General features: G+C 68.9%; 18 protein-coding genes. 10 read left to right on the top strand and 8 right to left on the bottom strand.

Translation table 11 applies throughout. The annotated features are described in order from the left end of the window. Positions 1-23: 23 nt before the first annotated feature. A complete protein-coding gene (locus AABN02_RS10240) occupies positions 24-2,024 on the bottom strand; it encodes a cation:proton antiporter (RefSeq protein WP_338414826.1) in 2,001 nt (666 codons plus the stop codon). Between the two features lie 101 nt (positions 2,025-2,125). Between AABN02_RS10240 and AABN02_RS10235 the strand changes: the two genes are divergently transcribed. The 4 genes from AABN02_RS10235 to AABN02_RS10220 are packed head-to-tail and all read left to right on the top strand — an operon-like array spanning position 2,126 to position 5,178. Continuing rightward, a complete protein-coding gene (locus tag AABN02_RS10235) occupies positions 2,126-3,076 on the top strand; it encodes a KpsF/GutQ family sugar-phosphate isomerase (protein ID WP_338414854.1) in 951 nt (316 codons plus the stop codon). Positions 3,077-3,078: 2 nt separating this feature from the next. Further along, positions 3,079-3,678 carry an HAD hydrolase family protein gene (locus AABN02_RS10230; protein ID WP_338414825.1) on the top strand — a complete coding sequence of 200 codons (600 nt, stop codon included), beginning with the start codon at positions 3,079-3,081 and terminating at the stop codon, positions 3,676-3,678. A gap of 10 nt (positions 3,679-3,688) precedes the next feature. Beyond that, positions 3,689-4,372 (top strand): LPS export ABC transporter periplasmic protein LptC, encoded by a 684-nt coding sequence (gene lptC / locus AABN02_RS10225; RefSeq protein WP_338414824.1) that lies wholly within the window; start codon positions 3,689-3,691, stop codon positions 4,370-4,372. Then, complete coding sequence (locus AABN02_RS10220; RefSeq protein WP_338414823.1) at positions 4,369-5,178, top strand: SDR family oxidoreductase; 810 nt, start codon at positions 4,369-4,371, stop codon at positions 5,176-5,178. The genes lptC and AABN02_RS10220 overlap by 4 nt, the downstream gene beginning before the upstream one ends. Before the next feature lie 110 nt (positions 5,179-5,288). On the opposite strand, the gene AABN02_RS10215 is transcribed toward AABN02_RS10220, so the two are convergent. Then, on the bottom strand, positions 5,289-5,810 hold the full coding sequence (locus AABN02_RS10215; RefSeq protein WP_338414822.1) for an RNA-binding protein: 522 nt from the start codon (positions 5,808-5,810) through the stop codon (positions 5,289-5,291). Between the two features lie 259 nt (positions 5,811-6,069). On the opposite strand from AABN02_RS10215, the gene AABN02_RS10210 reads away from it, so the two are divergent. The 3 genes from AABN02_RS10210 to AABN02_RS10200 all read left to right on the top strand — a co-directional run bounded on the left by AABN02_RS10210 (position 6,070) and on the right by AABN02_RS10200 (position 9,555). Continuing rightward, on the top strand, positions 6,070-6,711 hold the full coding sequence (locus AABN02_RS10210; RefSeq protein WP_338414821.1) for a MarC family protein: 642 nt from the start codon (positions 6,070-6,072) through the stop codon (positions 6,709-6,711). A gap of 89 nt (positions 6,712-6,800) precedes the next feature. Then, entirely contained in the window at positions 6,801-8,462 is a 1,662-nt protein-coding gene (locus AABN02_RS10205; RefSeq protein WP_338414820.1) for a GMC family oxidoreductase N-terminal domain-containing protein, read from the top strand. A 334-nt stretch (positions 8,463-8,796) separates the two neighbouring features. Beyond that, positions 8,797-9,555 carry a TSUP family transporter gene (locus AABN02_RS10200; RefSeq protein ID WP_338414819.1) on the top strand — a complete coding sequence of 253 codons (759 nt, stop codon included), beginning with the start codon at positions 8,797-8,799 and terminating at the stop codon, positions 9,553-9,555. Positions 9,556-9,562: 7 nt separating this feature from the next. On the opposite strand, the gene AABN02_RS10195 is transcribed toward AABN02_RS10200, so the two are convergent. The 5 genes from AABN02_RS10195 to AABN02_RS10175 all read right to left on the bottom strand — a co-directional run bounded on the left by AABN02_RS10195 (position 9,563) and on the right by AABN02_RS10175 (position 15,477). Further along, positions 9,563-10,345: a 3',5'-cyclic-nucleotide phosphodiesterase gene (locus AABN02_RS10195; RefSeq protein ID WP_338414818.1), complete on the bottom strand. Its 783-nt coding sequence runs from the start codon at positions 10,343-10,345 to the stop codon at positions 9,563-9,565. 147 nt (positions 10,346-10,492) lie between these two features. Continuing rightward, the gene (locus AABN02_RS10190) at positions 10,493-11,176 is read right to left on the bottom strand and encodes an FHA domain-containing protein (protein ID WP_338414817.1); all 684 of its coding nucleotides are present in this window, start codon (positions 11,174-11,176) and stop codon (positions 10,493-10,495) included. A 44-nt stretch (positions 11,177-11,220) separates the two neighbouring features. Continuing rightward, the gene (locus AABN02_RS10185; protein ID WP_338414853.1) at positions 11,221-12,003 is read right to left on the bottom strand and encodes a Stp1/IreP family PP2C-type Ser/Thr phosphatase; all 783 of its coding nucleotides are present in this window, start codon (positions 12,001-12,003) and stop codon (positions 11,221-11,223) included. A gap of 27 nt (positions 12,004-12,030) precedes the next feature. After that, positions 12,031-14,670, bottom strand: coding sequence for a serine/threonine-protein kinase (locus AABN02_RS10180; protein WP_338414816.1), 2,640 nt, complete (start codon positions 14,668-14,670; stop codon positions 12,031-12,033). A gap of 75 nt (positions 14,671-14,745) precedes the next feature. Then, positions 14,746-15,477 carry a TerC family protein gene (locus tag AABN02_RS10175; RefSeq protein WP_338414815.1) on the bottom strand — a complete coding sequence of 244 codons (732 nt, stop codon included), beginning with the start codon at positions 15,475-15,477 and terminating at the stop codon, positions 14,746-14,748. Between the two features lie 266 nt (positions 15,478-15,743). On the opposite strand from AABN02_RS10175, the gene AABN02_RS10170 reads away from it, so the two are divergent. Continuing rightward, positions 15,744-16,097 carry an SWIB/MDM2 domain-containing protein gene (locus AABN02_RS10170; RefSeq protein ID WP_338414814.1) on the top strand — a complete coding sequence of 118 codons (354 nt, stop codon included), beginning with the start codon at positions 15,744-15,746 and terminating at the stop codon, positions 16,095-16,097. A 70-nt stretch (positions 16,098-16,167) separates the two neighbouring features. Here the strand turns inward: AABN02_RS10170 and argC are convergent, their stop codons facing one another. Beyond that, positions 16,168-17,109 (bottom strand): N-acetyl-gamma-glutamyl-phosphate reductase, encoded by a 942-nt coding sequence (gene argC / locus AABN02_RS10165; protein ID WP_338414813.1) that lies wholly within the window; start codon positions 17,107-17,109, stop codon positions 16,168-16,170. Between the two features lie 46 nt (positions 17,110-17,155). Here argC and AABN02_RS10160 point away from each other — a divergent pair, with 46 nt between their 5' ends. Together AABN02_RS10160 and AABN02_RS10155 are read left to right on the top strand one after the other, a co-directional pair. Then, the gene (locus AABN02_RS10160; RefSeq protein WP_338414812.1) at positions 17,156-17,764 is read left to right on the top strand and encodes an alpha/beta hydrolase; all 609 of its coding nucleotides are present in this window, start codon (positions 17,156-17,158) and stop codon (positions 17,762-17,764) included. A 30-nt stretch (positions 17,765-17,794) separates the two neighbouring features. After that, on the top strand, positions 17,795-18,709 hold the full coding sequence (locus AABN02_RS10155) for a ParB/RepB/Spo0J family partition protein (RefSeq protein WP_338414811.1): 915 nt from the start codon (positions 17,795-17,797) through the stop codon (positions 18,707-18,709). The last annotated feature ends 436 nt before the right edge of the window (positions 18,710-19,145 follow it).

The following is a 19,145-nucleotide window of genomic DNA, read 5'->3' as shown; positions in this document are numbered from 1 at the left end:
CCGCGCTGCAGCGCATCAACGTATCAACGCTTGAGCAGCCGGCTTTCGGCGAGCGCCAGCGTTTCCGGCAGACCGCTGAGCACCAGCACATCCCCGCCGGCGAGCACCAGATCCTCGTCGCCCGTGGCCACGACCTGACCGGTCGCGCGCCGCACCGACACCACCGACACCCCCATCACGTGCAGCGTCAGGTCGCCCAGGCGCTGGCCGACGCTCGGTGCGCCCGGCGGCAGGCTCACCGACTGCAGCCGCGCCTGCTGCAGCTCGCTGACGGTGTCGTCGTCGGCGCCGTGGAAGTAGCCGCGCAGCAGGCCGTAGCGGGCGTCCCGCGCATCCTGCGTGATGCGGATCACCCGCCGCATCGGCACGCCCACCAGCGCCAGCGCGTGGCTGGCCAGCATCAGCGAGCCTTCGAGCGCTTCCGGCACCACCTCGGTGGCACCGGCCGCGCGCAGGCGCTCCAGATCGGTGTCGTCCGGCGTGCGCACGACCACCGGCACATGCGCGGCGTGTTCCCGCACGTGCTGCAGCACTTTCAGCGCCGAAGGGGTGTCGTGGTAGGTGATGACGACTGCCGTGGCGCGTGACAGGCCGGCGGCGATCAGGCTCGGCAGCTTGGCCGCGTCGCCGAAGACCACGCTCTGGCCGGCCGCCGCCGCCTGGCGCACACGGTCCGGGTCGAGGTCGAGCGCCATGTAGGGGATCCGCTCCTGGTCGAGCAGCCGCGCCAGGTTCTGGCCGCTGCGGCCGTAGCCGCAGATGATCAGGTGCGCCTCGGTGCGGATCGACTTCTTGGCGATCGACGTGAGCTGCACCGACTGCATGAGCCAGTCGGTCGCCGACAGCCGCATCACGATGCGGTTGCTGCCCATGATGATGAAGGGCGTGGCCAGCATCGACAGCACCATCGAGGCCAGCACCGGGCTCATCCACTGCGTGCCCAGCAGCTTCACCTCGGCGCCCAGCGTGAGCAGCACGAAGCCGAACTCGCCGGCCTGCGCGAGGTACAGGCCCGTGCGGATCGCCACCCCCGGCGCCGAGCCGAACAGCCGCGACAGCACCGCCACCAGCCCCGCCTTGGCCAACACCGGCACCACGCTCAGCGCGAGCACCAGCGGCCACTGGTCCAGCACCGGCCGCCAGTCGAGCTTCATGCCGATGGTGATGAAGAACAGGCCCAGCAGCACGTCGTGGAAGGGCCGGATGTCGGTTTCCACCTGGTGCTTGAACTCGGTCTCGGCGATCAGCATGCCCGCCACGAAGGCGCCCAGCGCCATCGACAGCCCGGCGTGTTCGGTCAGCCAGGACAGCCCGAGCGTGACGAGCAGGATGTTCAGGATGAACAGCTCCTCGCTCTTGCGCCGCACCACCAGCGTCAGCCACCAGCGCATCAGCCGCTGTCCGCCCCACAGCAGCAGCACCAGCAGCGCGGCGGCCTTGGTCAGCGCATTGCCCAGCGTGCTCCACAGGTCGTCGCCGCCCTCGGCCAGCGCCGGGATCAGCACCAGCAGCGGCACGACGGCCAGATCCTGGAACAGCAGCACGCCCATGACGTTGCGGCCGTGTTCGCTTTCCAGTTCGAGGCGCTCGGCCATCATCTTCACGACGATGGCCGTGCTCGACATGGCCAGCGCGGCGCCGAGGGCGACCGCCGCCTGCCAGCCCAGGTCCCAGTGCCGCCCTAGCAAGGTGAAGAGCAGGGCCATCAGCATGTTGCCCAGCGCCGCGCCCAGCACGGTCAGCACCACCTGTCCGGCGCCCAGCCCGAACACCAGCCGCTGCATGCTGCGCAGCTTGGGCAGGTTGAACTCCAGGCCGATCACGAACATCAGGAAGACGACACCGAACTCCGCCAGGTACCGGATGCCTGCCGAGTCCCGCGCCAGCGCCAGTGCGTTGGGGCCGATGAGCACGCCGACGATCAGGTAGCCCAGCATGGCGGGCAGTTTCAGCAGCCGGCAGCCAACGACGCCGATCACGGCAGCGAGCAGGTAGAGAAGCGCGAGATCGAGATTGCTGGCCATGCACCGTCCTAGAATCGCCCTATCCTAATTCAGCCCCGGCCCGAGATTCAGTGACTCCTTCCCCTGCTGCACCTCCCTTCGATGCCGAGCGGGCGATCCGCATGGCCTGTCAGACGCTGCGCATCGAGGCCGAGGCACTGCTGCAACTGCAGGACCAGCAGGGTGCCGGCTTCGCGGCGGTGGTCGAGACCATCCTGCGCAGCAGCGGTCGCGTGGTCGTGATGGGCATGGGCAAGAGCGGCCATGTCGGGCGCAAGATCGCCGCCACCCTGGCCTCCACCGGCACGCCGGCGCTGTTCGTCCACCCGGCCGAGGCCAGCCACGGCGACCTCGGCATGGTCACCCGCGGTGACGTGGTGCTGGCGATTTCCAACTCCGGCGAGAGCGACGAGCTGGCGGCGATCCTGCCGGCCTTGAAGCGGCTCGGCGTGACGCTGGTGGGCATGACCGGCCGGGCCGAGTCGACGCTGGCGGCGCACGCCGATCTGGTGCTGTCGAACCGCGTGACGCAGGAAGCCTGCCCGCTCAACCTCGCCCCCACGGCCAGCACCACGGCGCAGCTCGCGCTGGGCGACGCGCTGGCGGTGGCGTTGCTCGATGCCCGTGGCTTCCGCGCCGAGGACTTCGCGCGTTCGCACCCGGGTGGGGCGCTCGGCCGCAAGCTGCTCACCCATGTCCACGACATCATGCGCAAGGGCGACGCGGTGCCGCGGGTCACGCCCGAGGCGGGTTGCGTCGAGATGATGCGCGAGATGAGCGCCAAGGGCCTCGGTGCCACCGCCATCGTCGATGCCGACGGTCAGGCGGTCGGCGTCTTCACCGACGGCGACCTGCGCCGCGCGGTCGAGCAGGGCACCGACCTGCGCACGCTGACCGCCGCCGATCTGCTGCGTCCGAGCCGGCCGCGCAGCGTGCGCGCCGACGCGCTGGCGGTCGAGGCGGCCACGCTGATGGAGGAGGCCTGCATCACCACGCTGCTGGTCCACGACGCCGAGGGCCGCCTGATCGGTGCCCTCAACACCAACGACCTGATGCGCGCGAAGGTGATCTGACCATGCCGATCCCGACCCCTGCCTGGCCCCGTCCGGTCACGCCGACGCTGCAGTTTCCGCCAGCCCTCCTGCTGCTCGCGCAGCCCGTGCGTGCCGCGGTCTTCGATGTCGACGGCTGCCTGACGGACGGCCGCATCTACATCGGCGAGTCCGGCGAGACGGTCAAGGCCTTCAGCACGCTGGACGGCCATGGCATCAAGCTGCTGGCGCGCGCCGGCATCACGCCAGTGGTGATCACGGGGCGCGACACGCCGGCGGTGCGGCGGCGCTGTGCCGATCTCGGCATCGTCCATGCGCTGTACGGCATCCACGACAAGCTGGCGGCGGCCGAGCAGGTGCTGCAGACGCTCGGGCTGGACTGGCACGCGCTGGCGGTCATCGGCGACGACTGGCCGGATTTGCCGCTGATGGTGCGCTGTGCGCTGGCCTGCGCGCCCGCCCAGGCGCACGCCGAGGTCAAGGCGGCGGCCCACCACGTCACGGCCATGCCCGGCGGGCAGGGCGCAGCCCGCGAGTTCTGCGATGTGCTGCTGATGGCCGCGGGGCGCTACGGCGAGTTGCTCGCCGGTCACCTGACCACGCTCGACGGCGCGGCACGCTGAGCCCGGGACCGTGGCGCCCCTCGACGACGACGACGTCACCCCGCTGCCGCTGCCGCCGCTGCTGAGCCGGCTGCCGGAGGCAGCGGGGCATCCCGTGCTGCCCCGCAGCGTGCGCCTGCGCCATGCGCTGCTGGGCAATCTGCCGCTGTTCCTGATGGCCCTGCTCGCCGCGGCCACCTGGTGGCTGGTCCAGAGCACGCCGTCTCCCGCCCAGGACCGCGCGCCGGCCGAGGTCCGCCACGAGCCGGACTACGAAATGCGCGGGTTCTCGGTGCAGCACTATGTGTCCGTCGGTCCGGCCCGGGGCGTGATCGAAGGCGATGTGGTGCGCCACTACCCCGACACGGACACGCTGGAGATCGACGGCGTTCGCCTGCGCTGGCGTGATGACCAGGGGCACGCGCTGCGCGCCGCGGCGACTTTGGCCACCGCGACCGGCGACGGGAACGAGGTGCGGCTCACCGGCGGCGCGACCGTGGTCCGCGATCTGCTGCCCGGAGAAACGGCGCCGATGACCTTCAGCAGCGAAGAGATGGTGTTCGACCGGCGTGCCGACCAGGTCCGCAGCACCCGCCCGGTGACCTTGCGGCAGGGCGACAGCGTCATCGAGGCCCGCACGCTGGTCTACGACCACGCCGATGGCCGGCTCGACCTGCAGGGGGCCGTGCGGGGGCATCTGCCCGCCCGGCGATGAACCAGGACCAGATCGCCCGCGAGCGCGCTCCGCTGGTCTTCATCACCGGCGCTTCCAGCGGCATCGGGCAGGCGCTGGCGGCCGCCTATGCGCAGGAGGGCTGGCGGCTGGCGCTGGTGGCGCGGCGGGCGGACGTGGTGCAGCAGTGGCTGGCCGGGCAGGGCCTGGGGCCGGAGCGGGCCGCCGTCTACCAGGCCGATGTGCGGGACACCGACGCCATCGTGGCGGCGGCGACGCGCTGTCTGGTCGAGCAGGGCCTGCCGCAGGTGGTGATCGCCAACGCAGGTCTCAGCGTCGGCATCGACACGGCGGAGCGGGCGGATCTGGACGTGCTGCGCGAGCTGTACGAGACCAACGTGATCGGCATGGCCGCCACCTTCCATGCGTTCATCCGCCCGATGCGGCTGGCGCGCAGGGGGACGCTGGTCGGTGTGGCGAGCGTGGCCGCCATCCGCGGGTTGCCGGGGCATGGGGGCTATTGCGGCAGCAAGGCCGCGGTGGTGGCCTATTGCGAGAGCCTGCGCGTGGAGTTGCGTGCCGATGGACTGCGGGTGGTCACGCTGGTGCCGGGGTTCGTGGACACGCCGCTCACCCAGGGCAACCGCTATCCCATGCCCTTTCTGATCGCACCGGACACCTTCGCGGAGAAAGCGTTGCCGCTGATCGCGCGCGGAACGCCGTTCGCGGTCGTGCCTTGGCCGATGGCGTGGGTGGTGGTGCTGCTCCGGCTGTTGCCGAGGGGCTTGTACGACCGCGTGATCGCGGGCCGCGGACGCAAGCAGCGCCGTGGCGAACCGCCGATCTAGCGACCTGGAGCCCCAATGCAACAAGGCGCCAGATCTTGCGATCTGGCGCCTTGTCTTGAATCAGGGCTGGTGTTCGGTCAGAGCATCAGCGAACCAATGCTCTGGCGAAATCAGTAGCCGCCGCCGCCGTAGCCGCCGCCGCCACCACCGTAGCCGCCGCCACCGCTGCGGCCGCCGCCACCACCGGTGCCGCCGCCGCCTTCACGACGGCCACCGCCGCCGTAGGGGCTGCGGAAACCGCCGCCACCACCGCCGCCAGGACCACCAGCGCCGCCGCCGCCGCCGCCACCACCGTAGCCGCCGCCACCGCCGCCACCGCTGCGGCCACCGCCGCCGCCAGCACCGCCGCCACCGTAGGGGCTGCGGAAGCCACCCGGACGCTCTTCACGCGGGCGGGCTTCATTGACGACGATGGCACGACCGCCGATCGCTTGGCCGTTCAGGCCATTGATTGCGGCTTGCGCTTCGGGATCTGAGCCCATTTCGACAAAACCGAAGCCCTTGGAGCGGCCGGTTTCGCGGTCCATCATGACCTTGGCGGAACTGACCGCACCGAACTGGGAGAACGCGTCGTTCAGATCTTCGTCGCGGACGCTGTAGGCGAGATTGCCCACATAGAGTTTGTTGCCCATGGAAGAGCGCCTTTCAAGAAACAGGGTACCTACGGTACCAGAGGACCATGTGGCGGAGCTACAGCCAGCACTCATTCCAGGGAACAGAGAAAAGGCGCCGCGTCCAATCACGAGGGATCATTATGTATGACGGTCAAGCAGTGTGAGCATCCCTACCGAAAGAAGTGTTGTAAGGCTGCGCAGATTTTTGATCCAGTTTGCTGCCGAAGCCGGTCGTTCAGGGGTAAACCCCAAAACCAAGTGCGCGCAGAATCAGCGAATGGACCTTTTCAAACCGCTGGTCGCGCTGCTCGCCATCGTCAATCCGATCGGCGTCGTGCCGTTCTTCATCCACTTCACCCAGCACCTGTCGCCTGAACAGCGCCGGCGCACGATCCGGGTGTCGAGTTTCTCGGCCTTTGTCGTCATCGCGGTCAGCGCGCTGGCCGGACTGAAGGTGATCGAGTTCTTCGGCATCTCGCTGGCTTCGTTCCAGGTCGGTGGTGGCACGCTGCTGCTGATCAGCGCGCTGCAGATGCTCAACGCCCAGCCCGCCGAGTCCCGCTCGGACGACGTCAGCGACGGCCAGCAGCGCGCCGACGCCGGCGACAGCATCGCCGTGGTGCCTCTGACCATTCCGCTGCTGACCGGTCCGGCCACCATTTCGACCATGGTGATCTACGCCGACCAGGCCCGCCACTGGTGGCACCTGGCGGCGCTGGTGGGGTATGGCGTGGTCGTGGGTGCGGCCACCTTCCTCGCCTTCTCCGCGTCCGGCGCGATTGCACGGCTGCTCGGCAAGACCGGCATCAACGTGATGACGCGGCTGATGGGCCTGATCCTCGCGGCGCTGGCGGTGGAGATCATGGCCGAGGGGCTGGTCAAGCTGTTCCCGATCCTGGCTTCGCATGTGAGCGGGTAGACGGCGGGCGGGCCTGCCCCACTGGCGTTTCGACCGAGTGCCGCCGACCGCGCTTGCGCTTAGAGTGCGGGCCACGGAGACACCAGAACATGCCCAGTTTCGACTACATCATCATCGGCGCCGGAACGGCTGGCAGCCTGATGGCCAACCGCCTCAGCGATGCCAAGGGCCTCAGCCGCGTCCTGCTGCTCGAAGCCGGTGGCCACGACGACTACCACTGGATCCACATTCCGGTGGGCTACCTCTACTGCATCGGCAACCCGCGCACCGACTGGCTCTACCAGACCCAGCCCGATCCGGGCCTCAACGGCCGCGCGCTGCGCTATCCGCGCGGCAAGGTGCTCGGCGGCTGCTCCAGCATCAACGGCATGATCTACATGCGCGGCCAGTCGCGCGACTACGACCAGTGGGCCACGCTGACCGGCGATGACACCTGGCGCTGGGACCAGTGCCTGCCGTACTTCCGCCAGCACGAAAACCACTGGCGCCTCGACCCCGACCAGGCGGCGCAGCCCCCCGAGGCCTTCAAGGCGCTGCACGGCCACGGCGGCGAATGGCGCGTCGAGAAGCAGCGCCTGCGCTGGGATGTGCTGGATGCCTTTGCCCAGGCGGCGCAGCAAGCCGGCATTCCCGCCACCGACGACTTCAACCGTGGCACCAACGAGGGCGTGGGCTACTTCGAGGTCAACCAGAAATCGGGCTTCCGCTGGAACACGGCCAAGGCCTTCCTGCGCCCGACCTGCTTCGGCCGGCCCAACTTCGAGATGTGGACCGGCGCCCACGTCCGCCGCCTGCTGACCGAGCGCGGCGCCGATGGCGTGCTGCGCTGCACCGGCGCCGAGGTGGTCACGCCGCATGGTGTCGAGACCGTCACCGCCAGCCGCGAGGTGATCCTGTGCGCCGGCAGCATCGGCAGCGCGCAGATCCTGCAGCTGTCGGGCATCGGCCCTGGCGCCTTGCTGCAGCAGCACGGCATCCCGGTGCAGCACGACCTGCCCGGCGTCGGCGAGAACCTGCAGGACCACCTGCAGATCCGCTCGGTCTACAAGGTGCAGGGGGTGAAGACGCTCAACACCCTGGCCGCCACGCCCTGGGGCAAGGCGAAGATCGGGCTGGAATACCTGCTGCGCCGCACCGGGCCGATGAGCATGGCGCCCTCGCAGCTGGGCGCCTTCACGCGGACCTCGGACGCCTTCGTGTGGCCCAACATCGAGTACCACGTCCAGCCACTCTCGCTCGACGCCTTCGGCCAGCCGCTGCACAGCTTCAACGCCTTCACGGCGAGCGTGTGCAACCTCAACCCGACCTCGCGCGGCCACGTGCGCATCACCTCGCCGCGCCACGAGGACGCGCCGGCCATCTTCGCCAACTACCTCTCCACGCCCGAGGACCGGCAGGTGGCGGCCGACTCGCTGCGTGTGACGCGGCGCATCGTGGCGCAACCTGCGATGCAGCCCTACCGGCCCGAGGAGTTCAAGCCCGGCGTGCAGTACCAGAGCGACGAGGACCTCGCTCGCCTGGCCGGGGACATCGCGACGACCATCTTCCACCCCGTGGGCACCTGCAAGATGGGGCGTGCGGACGACCCGACCGCGGTGGTCGACCCACGCCTGCGGGTGCGCGGCGTGGCCGGACTGCGGGTGGTGGACGCCAGCGTGATGCCCACGATCACCAGCGGCAACACCAACTCGCCGACGCTGATGCTGGCCGAGCGGGCTGCGCAATGGGTGCTGGCGGATCGTCTGGCTTGACCAATGCCCGTTTTTGGGCACTCCATTGGCGTTACATGGGGGCAACACGCCATGTTGGTGCGGGAAACCCCGGATATGTCGGCGGTTCGCCTGCCTCTACATTTCCGCCACTCGCAAACGCAGACCCTTCGTGGCTGCGTGCAGGAGCGAGGGACTGAGGAGACTGGTTCACCAAGCGCCAACAACAGGCGCCAACAACAACACCATCACCCTGCCACCAATAAAACATCCAGGCAGGTCTGACGCTCCAGGAATGCAGCGCAAGAGCGCAGTGAGAGACAATTCAAAGGCACCGGCAACCCCGGTGCCTTTTGTTTTTCAGGGGGCGGGCGAGATGGAACTGGTGTGGGTGACGCTGGCATCGGGGCTGGCGGGATTTGTCGATGCGATCGTGGGCGGCGGCGGGCTGGTCCTGGTGCCTGCGCTGTTTGCGGTCTACCCGGCCGCGGCGCCGGCCACGCTGTTCGGCACCAACAAGGGCGCCGCTGTCTGGGGCACCGCTTGGGCCACGGCGCAGTACGCCCGCCGCGTCACGATGAACTGGGCCACGCTCGTGCCGGCCGCTGCGGCGGCACTGTCCTGCAGCTTTGCCGGGGCATGGTTGGTGACCCAGGTGCCCGCCACGGGACTGCGGCGGGCCTTGCCGTTCATCCTGCTGGCGGTGCTGGTCTACACGCTGCTGCGCAAGGATCTGGGCCGCACCCACACCCCCGGTCCCTCCGCCCGCCGTGAGGCCGTGCAAGCCACTGTGATCGGCGCCCTGGTGGGCTTCTACGACGGCTTCTTCGGCCCCGGAACAGGCAGTTTCTTCGTCTTCCTGTTCGTGCGCGTGCTGGGCTACGACTTCCTGCATGCATCGGCCGCTGCCAAGCTGCTCAACACCGCCACCAATGTCGCGGCGCTGACGCTGTTTGCCGCGACCGGGCATGTCTGGTGGCCGGTGGCGGCCACGATGGCGGTGGCCAATGTGCTCGGCAGTCTGCTGGGCGCGCGGCTGGCATTGCGCCATGGCGCCGGCTTCGTGCGCGGCGTGTTCATCGCCGTGGTGGGCGCGCTGATCGTGCGCACCGGGTGGGACGCGCTGCGGCTCTGAGCGGCGTTCAGAACCGGTAGCGTTCGCCCCGGGTCAGCGCGAAGACCGGCAGCGGCAGGTCCAGCGCGGCGAGCTGCCCGGTGACCGCGGCCATCTCGCCGGGCTTGACGTGGGTGATGGCGATCGAGGTGTCGCTGTCCACGTCGAGGTGCAGCAGCTCCGCGGCCAGCATCGACGGCGAGAGGTGGCGGCTGATCTCGGCCAGCGCGCGTTCGTCGTCGTTGAACGCCGTCTCGATCACCAGTTGCGCGATCGGGCGTCCGCGCAGCCGTTCCCACAGTGCCGGATTCGGCCCCGTGTCGCCGGTGAAGACCCAGAGGCCTGATGGCGTGTCCACGGCGAAGCCGCAGGCCGGCACCGTGTGCCAGGCGGGCAGCACCTCGATCTGCAATCCGCTTAGCGACAGGCAGTCCCCGGTCTGGAAGGGCACCAGCTCCAGGATGGGGCGGTCCTTGCGCGGCAGGCGGGTGAAGTCGGGCCAGATCACGTTGTTGAAGACGTGCTGGCGCAGGGCGTCGAGCGTCTCGGCCAGCCCGTGCACCTGGATGGGGCGGAAGGGCGTCATCGCCAGACGGCGCTGCATGACGCTGTCGGCGATCAGCGGAATGCCCAGCACATGGTCCAGATGCGAATGGGTCAGCACGATGTGGTCGATCGCGGCCAGTTCGTCCAGGGTCAGGTCGCCCACACCGGTTCCCGCATCGACGAGCACATGCTCGTCCAGCAGGAAGGACGTGGTCCGGTTGTCGAGGGCGATCGAGCCCGAGCAGCCAAGGACACGCAGATTCATCAGGTTTCCAGGTGAGGACTTGCAACAAAGGCGGCCATGCTGCCCCCAGCCTCACCCCGGCGCAAGCGACCCCCTGCGAACTTCCGCACTGCTTGTGCTCTGCTGTGGCCGCAAGCGCCTGTCGACGTGAACAAGCACACGGGCCGGTCAGGGCTGCATGAACTGCATCTGCGTGCCGGCGAGTTCGATCACGTCGCCATCCTTCAGATGCACCGGGTCGGACTGCACCGCAGCGCCATTGACGGTCGGACGCGCATTGCCTTCCACGTGGGCAAAGACATAGCCGCCCGGACGCTTGGTGATCGAGGCCACCTGCACGCCCGGCTTGCCGACGGTGGTCACGACCTTGGTGAGCACCACCTCGCGCCCGGCAGCCGCACCCGACAGCACCCGGATGGAGGCCTGCGGCACGGTGCCGGTCGCCAGTCCGCCGAAGCCGGAGGGCGGGAAGGCGCTGGGCATCGTCGGCGCAGTCGGTCGACCGTGCAGTCCGGGCTGGTGCTGGCCCGGCTTGAGGATCATGGTCTTTTCGTAATCGGAGCTGTCCTCGACCAGGTACTTGATCTTGTACTTTCCGATTTCAATCGTGTCGTTGTGTTGCAGCAGCTGCTTCTTGATGGCCCGGCCGTTGATGTACGTGCCATTGGTGCTGTTCTGGTCTTCGATGTAGACATCCTGACCGACCATCTGCAGCACGGCGTGCTCCCCGCTCACGGCGAGGTTGTCGATCACGATGTCGTTGTAAGGACGCCGGCCCAAGGTGGTCTTGTCCTTGGTGAGCTGAACTTCCTTGATGACAACACCGTCCAGCGAAACAACAAGTTTGGGCATGAGCAACCTCTGAAGCTTGGCGTCTGGGACCTGGTCCCTTGATCTCAGCGCCGGAATGGCCACCACGCCTGGCCTGCACCGGGCAGGGCGTGAACGGCTACCAGTATCACAGCGATATTATCCCGCCCGCCCGCCTGATTGGCAGCATCGATCAGCGCCTGTGCAGCTTTGTCGATCTCGGCATGTTCCCGGAGGACGGCGGAGATCTGCGCATCGTCCAGCATGTCCGACAGGCCGTCCGAACACATCAGGAACCAGTCGTCGGGATGGACGGCGTGGACATGGGCTTCGAGCAGCACCACATCCTCCACGCCGACGGCCCGGGTCACCAGATTCTTCTGGTGGCTGTTGGCCGCCTGCTCGGGCGAGATCAGGCCGGCGTCGATCTGTTCCTGCAGCAGCGAGTGGTCGCGGGTGAGCTGCATCAGGCGGTCATCGCGCCAGCGGTAGGCCCGCGAGTCGCCGATGTGGCCCAGCAGCAGCCGGCCGCCCCGGAACACACCCACCACCAGCGTGGTGCCCATGCCGGCGTACTGCGCCTCGGCGTGGGCGGCGTTGAAGATGGCGCGGTTGGCGTTGTCCACGCAGACATCCATGGCCCGGCGCACCTCGCGGTCCGACGCTTCCGGCCCCGCTTCGGTGAGCCACTGGCCGAGTTCGCGCTGGATGAAGGCCGTGGCCATGCCGCTGGCGACTTCGCCAGCGTTGTAGCCGCCCATGCCGTCGGCCAGAACCATCAGGCCTGCCGACTCGTCCAGGGCGACCGAGTCTTCGTTGTTGTTGCGGACGCGACCTCGGTCGGTCGCGGAAAAGAACTCGAAAGTCATGGGGAAGACACGCGGGCGGTCCATGGATCAGCGGCGTGATTGTGACGCGGTGGCTCTAGGCACAGGCATCTGCGCCGTGTGCGGGAATGGTCCCGCCGCGTATTCCTCCACCGATCCGAGCACGGGGAAGTCCTGGCGCTGCGATCTGCTGCGTTGCAGCATGGATGAGATCAGGTGCAGATCGGTGGCCAGTTCGAGTCCGTCCGGATAGCGCAGCTCCGGCCGCTTGTCGAGCAGGATGCCCAGCACGTCCGCCAGCGCCTCGGGCACCGAGGGCCGCAGGCTGCGCACATCCGGCGCCGGCGTGTTGGCGATGGCCCCCATCAGTTCCGTCATCGTGTGGCCGGACAGCGGCAGATCGCCGGTGAGCATGTGGAACATCAGCACGCCCAGGGAGTACAGGTCGCTGCGGCCATCGGCCTGGCGTCCGGCGATCTGCTCGGGGGACATGTACGACGGCGAGCCGAGGATCAGACCGGTGCGGGTGCGGCTGGCGCCGGAGACCCGGGCGATGCCGAAGTCCGTGACCTTCACCTGTCCGCGGGCCAGGTCGATCATCACGTTGGCGGGCTTGATGTCGCGGTGGACGACCCCCAGTGCGTGGGCATGGGCCAGCGCGGTGGCGACCCGCGTGCCGATGGCCACGACGGTCGCCATCGGCAGCAGGCTGCCGGCGCGCAGGTGCTGGGTCAGGTCGTGCCCCGTCAGGCGCTCCATGGCGATGTAGGCGATGCCGTGCTCCTCGCCGGTCCTGAGCACCCGCACGATGTCGGGGTGCTGCAGGCGGCGCGCGGCCTCGGCCTCGCGGTGGAAGCGCTGGCGGGCTTCCTGCAGGGCATAGCCGTCGAATTCGCGGGCCAGCGCCAGCGTCTTGACCGCGACTTCCTGCCCCGTGTCCGTGTCGTGCGCCAGATAGACCCGGCCCATCGCACCACGGCCCAGTTCCCGGTCGAGCTGGTAGGGGCCGAGGCGAGGCAGTTCGCGGATGGCCTCGGTGGCGGTCAGCGCTGCGCTGACCAGCACCTCGTCGCGCGACAGCGGCTGCGTCTTCTCGAGGGCCCGCACCGCGGCTTCGTCCGCGAAGTCGTCCGGATCCCGCGGAATGGGGCGGGTCTTCTCGTACTCGGCCCCGGCGTCGTCGGGCAGTTCCGAGTCCGGTTCGTCGTCGATTTCGGGCAGCACCGGCGCCGGCGCGGCGGCCGGATGGGGCTGCGGTGCGGGGGACAGCGACTTCGGCACGGCGGGCGCCTTGTCGTGCACCGGTATCGGCATCACGTCGAAGGTGGTGATGATGGTGTCGGCCATCGGCGGCTCGATCAGCACGGGCGGCAGGGTGGTGTGCCGTGAAGCCAGGCGCTGCCAGTGCGCGTGCAGGCGCAGCCCGGCCCAGCCGGCTGCCAGACCGGACAGCGGCAGCGTCAGCGGCATCCAGATCCGCGCCTGCCCCAGCAGCAGATGGGGCACGAGCAGCAACGCGATCGCGGTCACTCCGGACAGCGCCAGCGCCGTGCCCCGTGTGGTCCGTGGCACGACCCGCAGCATGAAACCGGTCACCCCCAGGAGCAGCAGCCAGGGCACCCAGCGTGTCCAGCCCGGCTGCTGCACCCAGCGGCCATTGACCAGCGACGAGGTGATGCGCGCCAGGGCCTCGGCCGGGTGGATCGCGCGTCCGTCGGGCAGCCGCACGTGGCGGGCCGTCATGTCGGAGTCGTCGTGGCTGATGAGGACGATGCGTCCCTGCAGGTGGGCGACGGTGGCCGGGTTGTCGAGCACGTCCTGCGCGCTGACGATGAGCAGGCCTGCCTGCGCCGCCGAGCCCGCGGCCCACAGCGGTGCGAGCCAGCCCTGTGCATCCACGGACAGCGCACGTCCGCCCAGGCGCGGCGGATAGGCCTGCAGCGCGGTGTCGATCTGCGCTGGCGTGAGGCCACGGTGCATGCCGGCGGCCAGCACGGCCAGTGAGCTGACCCGCCAGGCGCCGACCTGCCGCTGCAGCTCATGCCGGCGCAGCACGTCGTCCGGATCGGTCTGGATCTCGGCGTGGCCGACGCCAGCGGCCGCGTCGCGCAGGATCGGCAGGGGCCAGGGCGCCGCCAGCGGAGCCCCTGCGGGGGTGCGGGCACCGGCCGGCTGGCCCTTGGAGAGGACAGGTGGCGAGGAGGGTGCGGAATCCGGCAGCGCGGCCAGACTCAGCAGCGTGCGCTGGTGGCGCTCCAGGCTGGCGGCGAGCCGGGCGTCTCCATCGAGGTTGAGTTCGCTGCGCTCGAGCATGGCGGGCAGCTCGGGGTACCGGGCCAGCACCGGATCGGCGGCGATGGTGGCGTGCAGGTGCTGCAGTTCGGCCAGCGCACGCTCGCTCTCGTGGCCAAGGAAGGGCTCGGTGTCGACGACGACGCTGGCCTGCACCAGCCGGTCGATCAGCCGCGCATGCAGGTCACGCGGCCAGGGGGCCCGGCCGTGGCGTGCCTGGCTGGCCTCGTCGATCATCACCAGGGCGACTTCCGAGGCCGGCACGGAGGCCACGGTGCTGGTGATGGCCCGGTCGTAGAGCCATTGCTGCGGCTGGCGGGCCAGGTCGGTGCTGGTGTGCAGCCAGCTGACCACGCCGATGGCGAGCACGGCCCAGGCCCAGTCCTGTTTCCAGAAGTACGGGCGTGGGCTGGTCATGGTGGGCAGTCTGAAATGTGCAATTGCGATCGCGCAGTATCGCAGCGCCGGCGGCGCGCGCGAAGATCTGCAGCCTCAGGCGGCGGGTGCCCGCTTCGCCATCAGCTTGCCGGCGACCAGCACCAGCAGGGCGCCGAGGACTCCGGCGCCATAGCGGATCGCGGCGCTGACCTGCGGCCCGGTACCCGCTGCGGTGTCACCGGCCGAACCGGCCAGCCACCCCGCGATTGCGGGATCGGTGACCGCCATCGTGCCGGCGATCCAGCCCAGCAGCATGGCGCCGATGGTGATGACCGCAGGGAAGCGGTCCATCAGCTTGATGACCATCTGGCTGCCCCAGACGATGATGGGGATGCTCACCAGCAGGCCGAAGATGACCAGCGGCATCTGGTGGCCGGACGCCGCGGTTTCTGCTGCACCTGCAATGGCGATCACGTTGTCCAGGCTCATCACGAAGTCGGCGACGATGACCGTCTTCACCGCCGCCCAGAGCTTGTCGCTGGCCTGGACCTCGTGGCCGCCGTCGTCCTCGGGCATCAGCAGCTTGATGCCGATCCACAGCAGCAGCAGTGCGCCGACGATCTTCAGGAAAGGCAGCTGCAGCAGCGTCAGCGCAAAGAAGATCAGCACGACACGCAGCAGGATCGCCCCGGCTGTTCCCCAGAGAATGCCGGCGCGGCGCTGTGCGGGTGGCAGCTTGCGGCAGGCCAGCGCGATGACGACCGCGTTGTCGCCGCCGAGCAGGATGTCGATCATGATGATCTGGCCGACGGCGAGCCAGAATTCGGGGGTCAGGAACTGTTCCATGGCGTTTTCTCGGACCTGATCGGTCCGGCATTGAAGAGAAGTTGTCCGACCCCGCCGCCACAAGGCTGTCACCGGGTCACGCGGGGCAGTGTAGATGCGCCGCGGCGCGGTTTTCATGCGTAGCTCCACGAACAACTGCGGAGATCGCCGGGGCTTTCCATCCGAACACGCCTTCCATGCCTTCTCAATGCCCGAGGCTCGCAGTACCATTGCCGCGCAGTGCCGGTCCCACGGGCACATCACCATCCAAGACGGAGAAATCACACATGGCAACTGCCAAGAAGGCCGCCGCGAAGAAGGCCCCCGCACAGGAAATCGCTGTTGCCGCACCCGTTGCCGCACCAGTGGTCGAAGCCGCTGTGGCCGAAGTCAAGAAGCCCAATGCGGCCTTCATGAAGCCGATGAACCCTTCGAAGCTGCTCGCTGCAGTGGTCGGCAAGAACCCGCTGCCCCGCACCGAAGTGACCAAGAAGGTCTGGGAATACATCAAGCAGCACGACCTGCAGGATCCCGCCAACAAGCGCATGATCAACGCCGACAAGAAGCTCAAGGCGATCTTCGGCAAGGACCAGGTCTCGATGTTCGAGATGACCAAGCTGATCAGCAACCAACTGTCCTGATTGTCCTGATCTGCACGCTTCTCGCACTGAAAAGCCCGGCATCGCCGGGCTTTTTTCATGGCGTGGTGCTTCAGAGCCCCAGGTTTTCCGCCATGCCCAGGTGCACGTTCATCGACTGCACCGCCGCCCCGCTGGCGCCCTTGCCGAGGTTGTCCAGGCGCGCCATCAGCAGCACCTGCTCGCCATTGGTGAACACGAACAGGTCGACCCGGTTGGTGTCGTTGCAGCCCTGCACGTCGAAGAAGCCGCCGTCCATCGTCGCCGGGTCGTTGAGCGGCATCACGCGCACGAAGGGCTCGCCCGCGTAGTGCTCGGCGAAGGCCGCGTGCAGCCGCTCGGCCGTGGCGCCGGGGGCCAGCTGCGCGCGGTGCAGCGGGATCGTGACCGACAGGCCCTTGTAGAAGTTGCCGACCACCGGCACGAAGATCGGCTTGGTCGTCAGTCCCGTGTGGGTCATCATTTCCGGGATGTGCTTGTGCGCCAAGCCCAGCGCGTAGGGGCGCGGCGACTCCAGCTTCACATCGCCACCCGCCTCGTACTGCTCGATCATCTTCTTGCCGCCGCCCGAGTAGCCGGTCAGCGAGGTGGCGCTCACCGGCAGCGCGGCCGGCACCAGCCCGGCGTCCACCAGCGGGCGCATCAGCAGGATGAAGGCGCTGGCGTGGCAACCCGGGTTGGCGATGCGCTTGGAGGCGCGCAGCTGCTCGCGCTGGCCCGGAGCGAGTTCCGGCAGACCGAAGGCCCAGCCCGGCACGGTGCGGTGCGCGGTGCTGGCGTCGATCAGGCAGGTGTTCGGGTTGGTGATCAGCGCGGCGGCTTCGACCGCGGCGGCATCCGGCAGGCACAGGAAGGCCACATCGGCCGCGTTGAGCAACCGCGCGCGCTCGGCGGCGTCCTTGCGCTTGTCGGGCGCGATGCGCAGTACCTCGATGTCGGCGCGGCTGGCCAGATACTCGTGGATGCGCAAGCCCGTCGTGCCTTCCTGGCCGTCGACAAACACTGCATGCTTCATGGGGGAACCTCGTGATCGGTGGAACGCGAAAGAATACGGCATGGACATGACGCTGAACACTTCGATCATCACCTCTGTGGCCTGGAAGGGTTGCCGCGTGCTGTTGCTGCCCGGCTGGCTCGGCTCTGGCGAAGGCCATTGGCAGACGCGCTGGGCGGCGCTGCACGGCTTCACGCTGGTCGAGCAGGACGACTGGACCTGGCCGCGCCGCGGCGACTGGATGGCGCGGCTCGACGACGTGCTGCTGTCCGGGCCGGACCAGCGCCCGGCCGTGCTCGTCGCACACAGCCTCGGGTGCCAGCTCGTCGCCGCGTGGGCCGAACACAGCCGCCACACCCGCCTCGTGCAGGGCGCGCTGCTGGTGGCGCCGCCCGACACCGAGCGCGCCGACATGCCGCCGCAGCTGCACAACTGGCGGCCGATCCGCCGCGGCCGCCTGCCGTTTGCGGCGACGGCGGTGGTGTCGTCGGACGATCCCTACTGCGCGCCGGACCGCGCCGCCGCCCTGTGCGCCGACTGGGGTGCAGGGACTGTGGACGCGGGTCCGCGCGGGCACCTCAATGCCGAGTCCGGTCTCGGTGACTGGCCGCAGGGGCTGGCGCTGGTGGCGGGATTGGCGGGGACCCTGGTGAATGCCCCCAGCGTTCAGCCCTGAAACCACGCCAATATCGCGGACAATCGCCGGATGGTCACCAAGAAGCCCAAAGGTCTCGGTCGCGGTCTGGAAGCCCTGCTCGGGCCGCAGGTCAGCGACGCCACGCCACAGCCCGGCGGCAAGGAGCGCCATCCCGGTGCCGTCCAGCTCGACCAGCTCCTGCCCGGCAAGTACCAGCCGCGCACCCGCATGGACGAGGGTTCGCTCTTCGAGCTGGCCGAGAGCATCAAGACCCAGGGCGTGATGCAGCCGGTGCTGGTGCGTCCGGTGGCCTCGCGCGACGGGCTGCCGATGTACGAGATCATCGCCGGCGAGCGCCGCACCCGGGCCGCGCGGCTGGCGGGTCTGAGCGAGGTGCCGGTGCTGGTGCGCGACGTGCCGGACCAGGCCGCCGCGGTGATGGCGCTGATCGAGAACATCCAGCGCGAAGACCTCAATCCGCTCGAAGAGGCGCACGGGGTGCAGCGCCTGATCCGCGACTTCGGGCTGACCCACGACAGCGCCGCGCAGGCCATCGGCCGCTCGCGCAGCGCCACGTCCAACCTGCTGCGCCTGCTCCATCTGGCCGAGCCGGTGCAGCAGATGCTCACCGCCGGCGACATCGACATGGGCCACGCCCGCTCGCTGCTCTCGCTCGACCGGGTGCACCAGATCACTTGCGCCAACGAGATCGTCGGCCGCAAGCTCTCGGTGCGCGAAGCCGAAAAACTCGTCAACCGCCAGCACGATCTGGCCCAGCCCGGTGCGGTCGACCGTGCCCGCCCGGCCAAGTCGCGCGACGTGCAGCGCCTTGAAGCGCTGCTGTCGGATCTGCTGACCGCCCAGGTCGAGATCCGCGTGAAAAAGCGCACCCGCCGCGGCGAGCAGGGCGAAGTCGCCATCGCCTTCGGTTCGCTCGACGAACTGAGCGGCCTGCTCGACCGCCTCGGCGCGACCGAGCGCTGAGCACGTCTGGCTGCGCTGCGCCACCCGCTTCCGGGTGGCTTTTGCCATGCTGAGCATCCGCGGTTGCGGTGTTGTCCCGCTTCGTCCCTTCCGTCACGATTGGGTCAGGTTTCGGGACATGATCGTCTCTGGCAGGCACATCCCTTGCTGGTGTCAACGCGGGGAGCCAACCCGACGTAGTGTTCTGGGGGAGGGCGGCTGGAGTGAAAGATGTCGCGCTGCCTTGCTGCAAATTGAAAAGGCCCACCGGACCGGGTTTCTTCACGGGACCGATGGGCTCAAGTTGAACGAAGCTGACATCGCCGAGTCACACAAACGCGGATCCACCGCGCTTGCAGACCAACGGAAAGTTCTGATGGCGCCTCGCACGCCACCTGCCCCGGCAGTACCGCGGCGGGACTCCATCAGATCTTCCCTGGTGGCGCGACACTGATCC

The sequence above is a fragment of the uncultured Sphaerotilus sp. genome, assembly GCF_963924895.1.
GTDB lineage: Bacteria > Pseudomonadota > Gammaproteobacteria > Burkholderiales > Burkholderiaceae_C > Sphaerotilus.
This window is presented reverse-complemented; position numbering and strand designations above follow the sequence as displayed.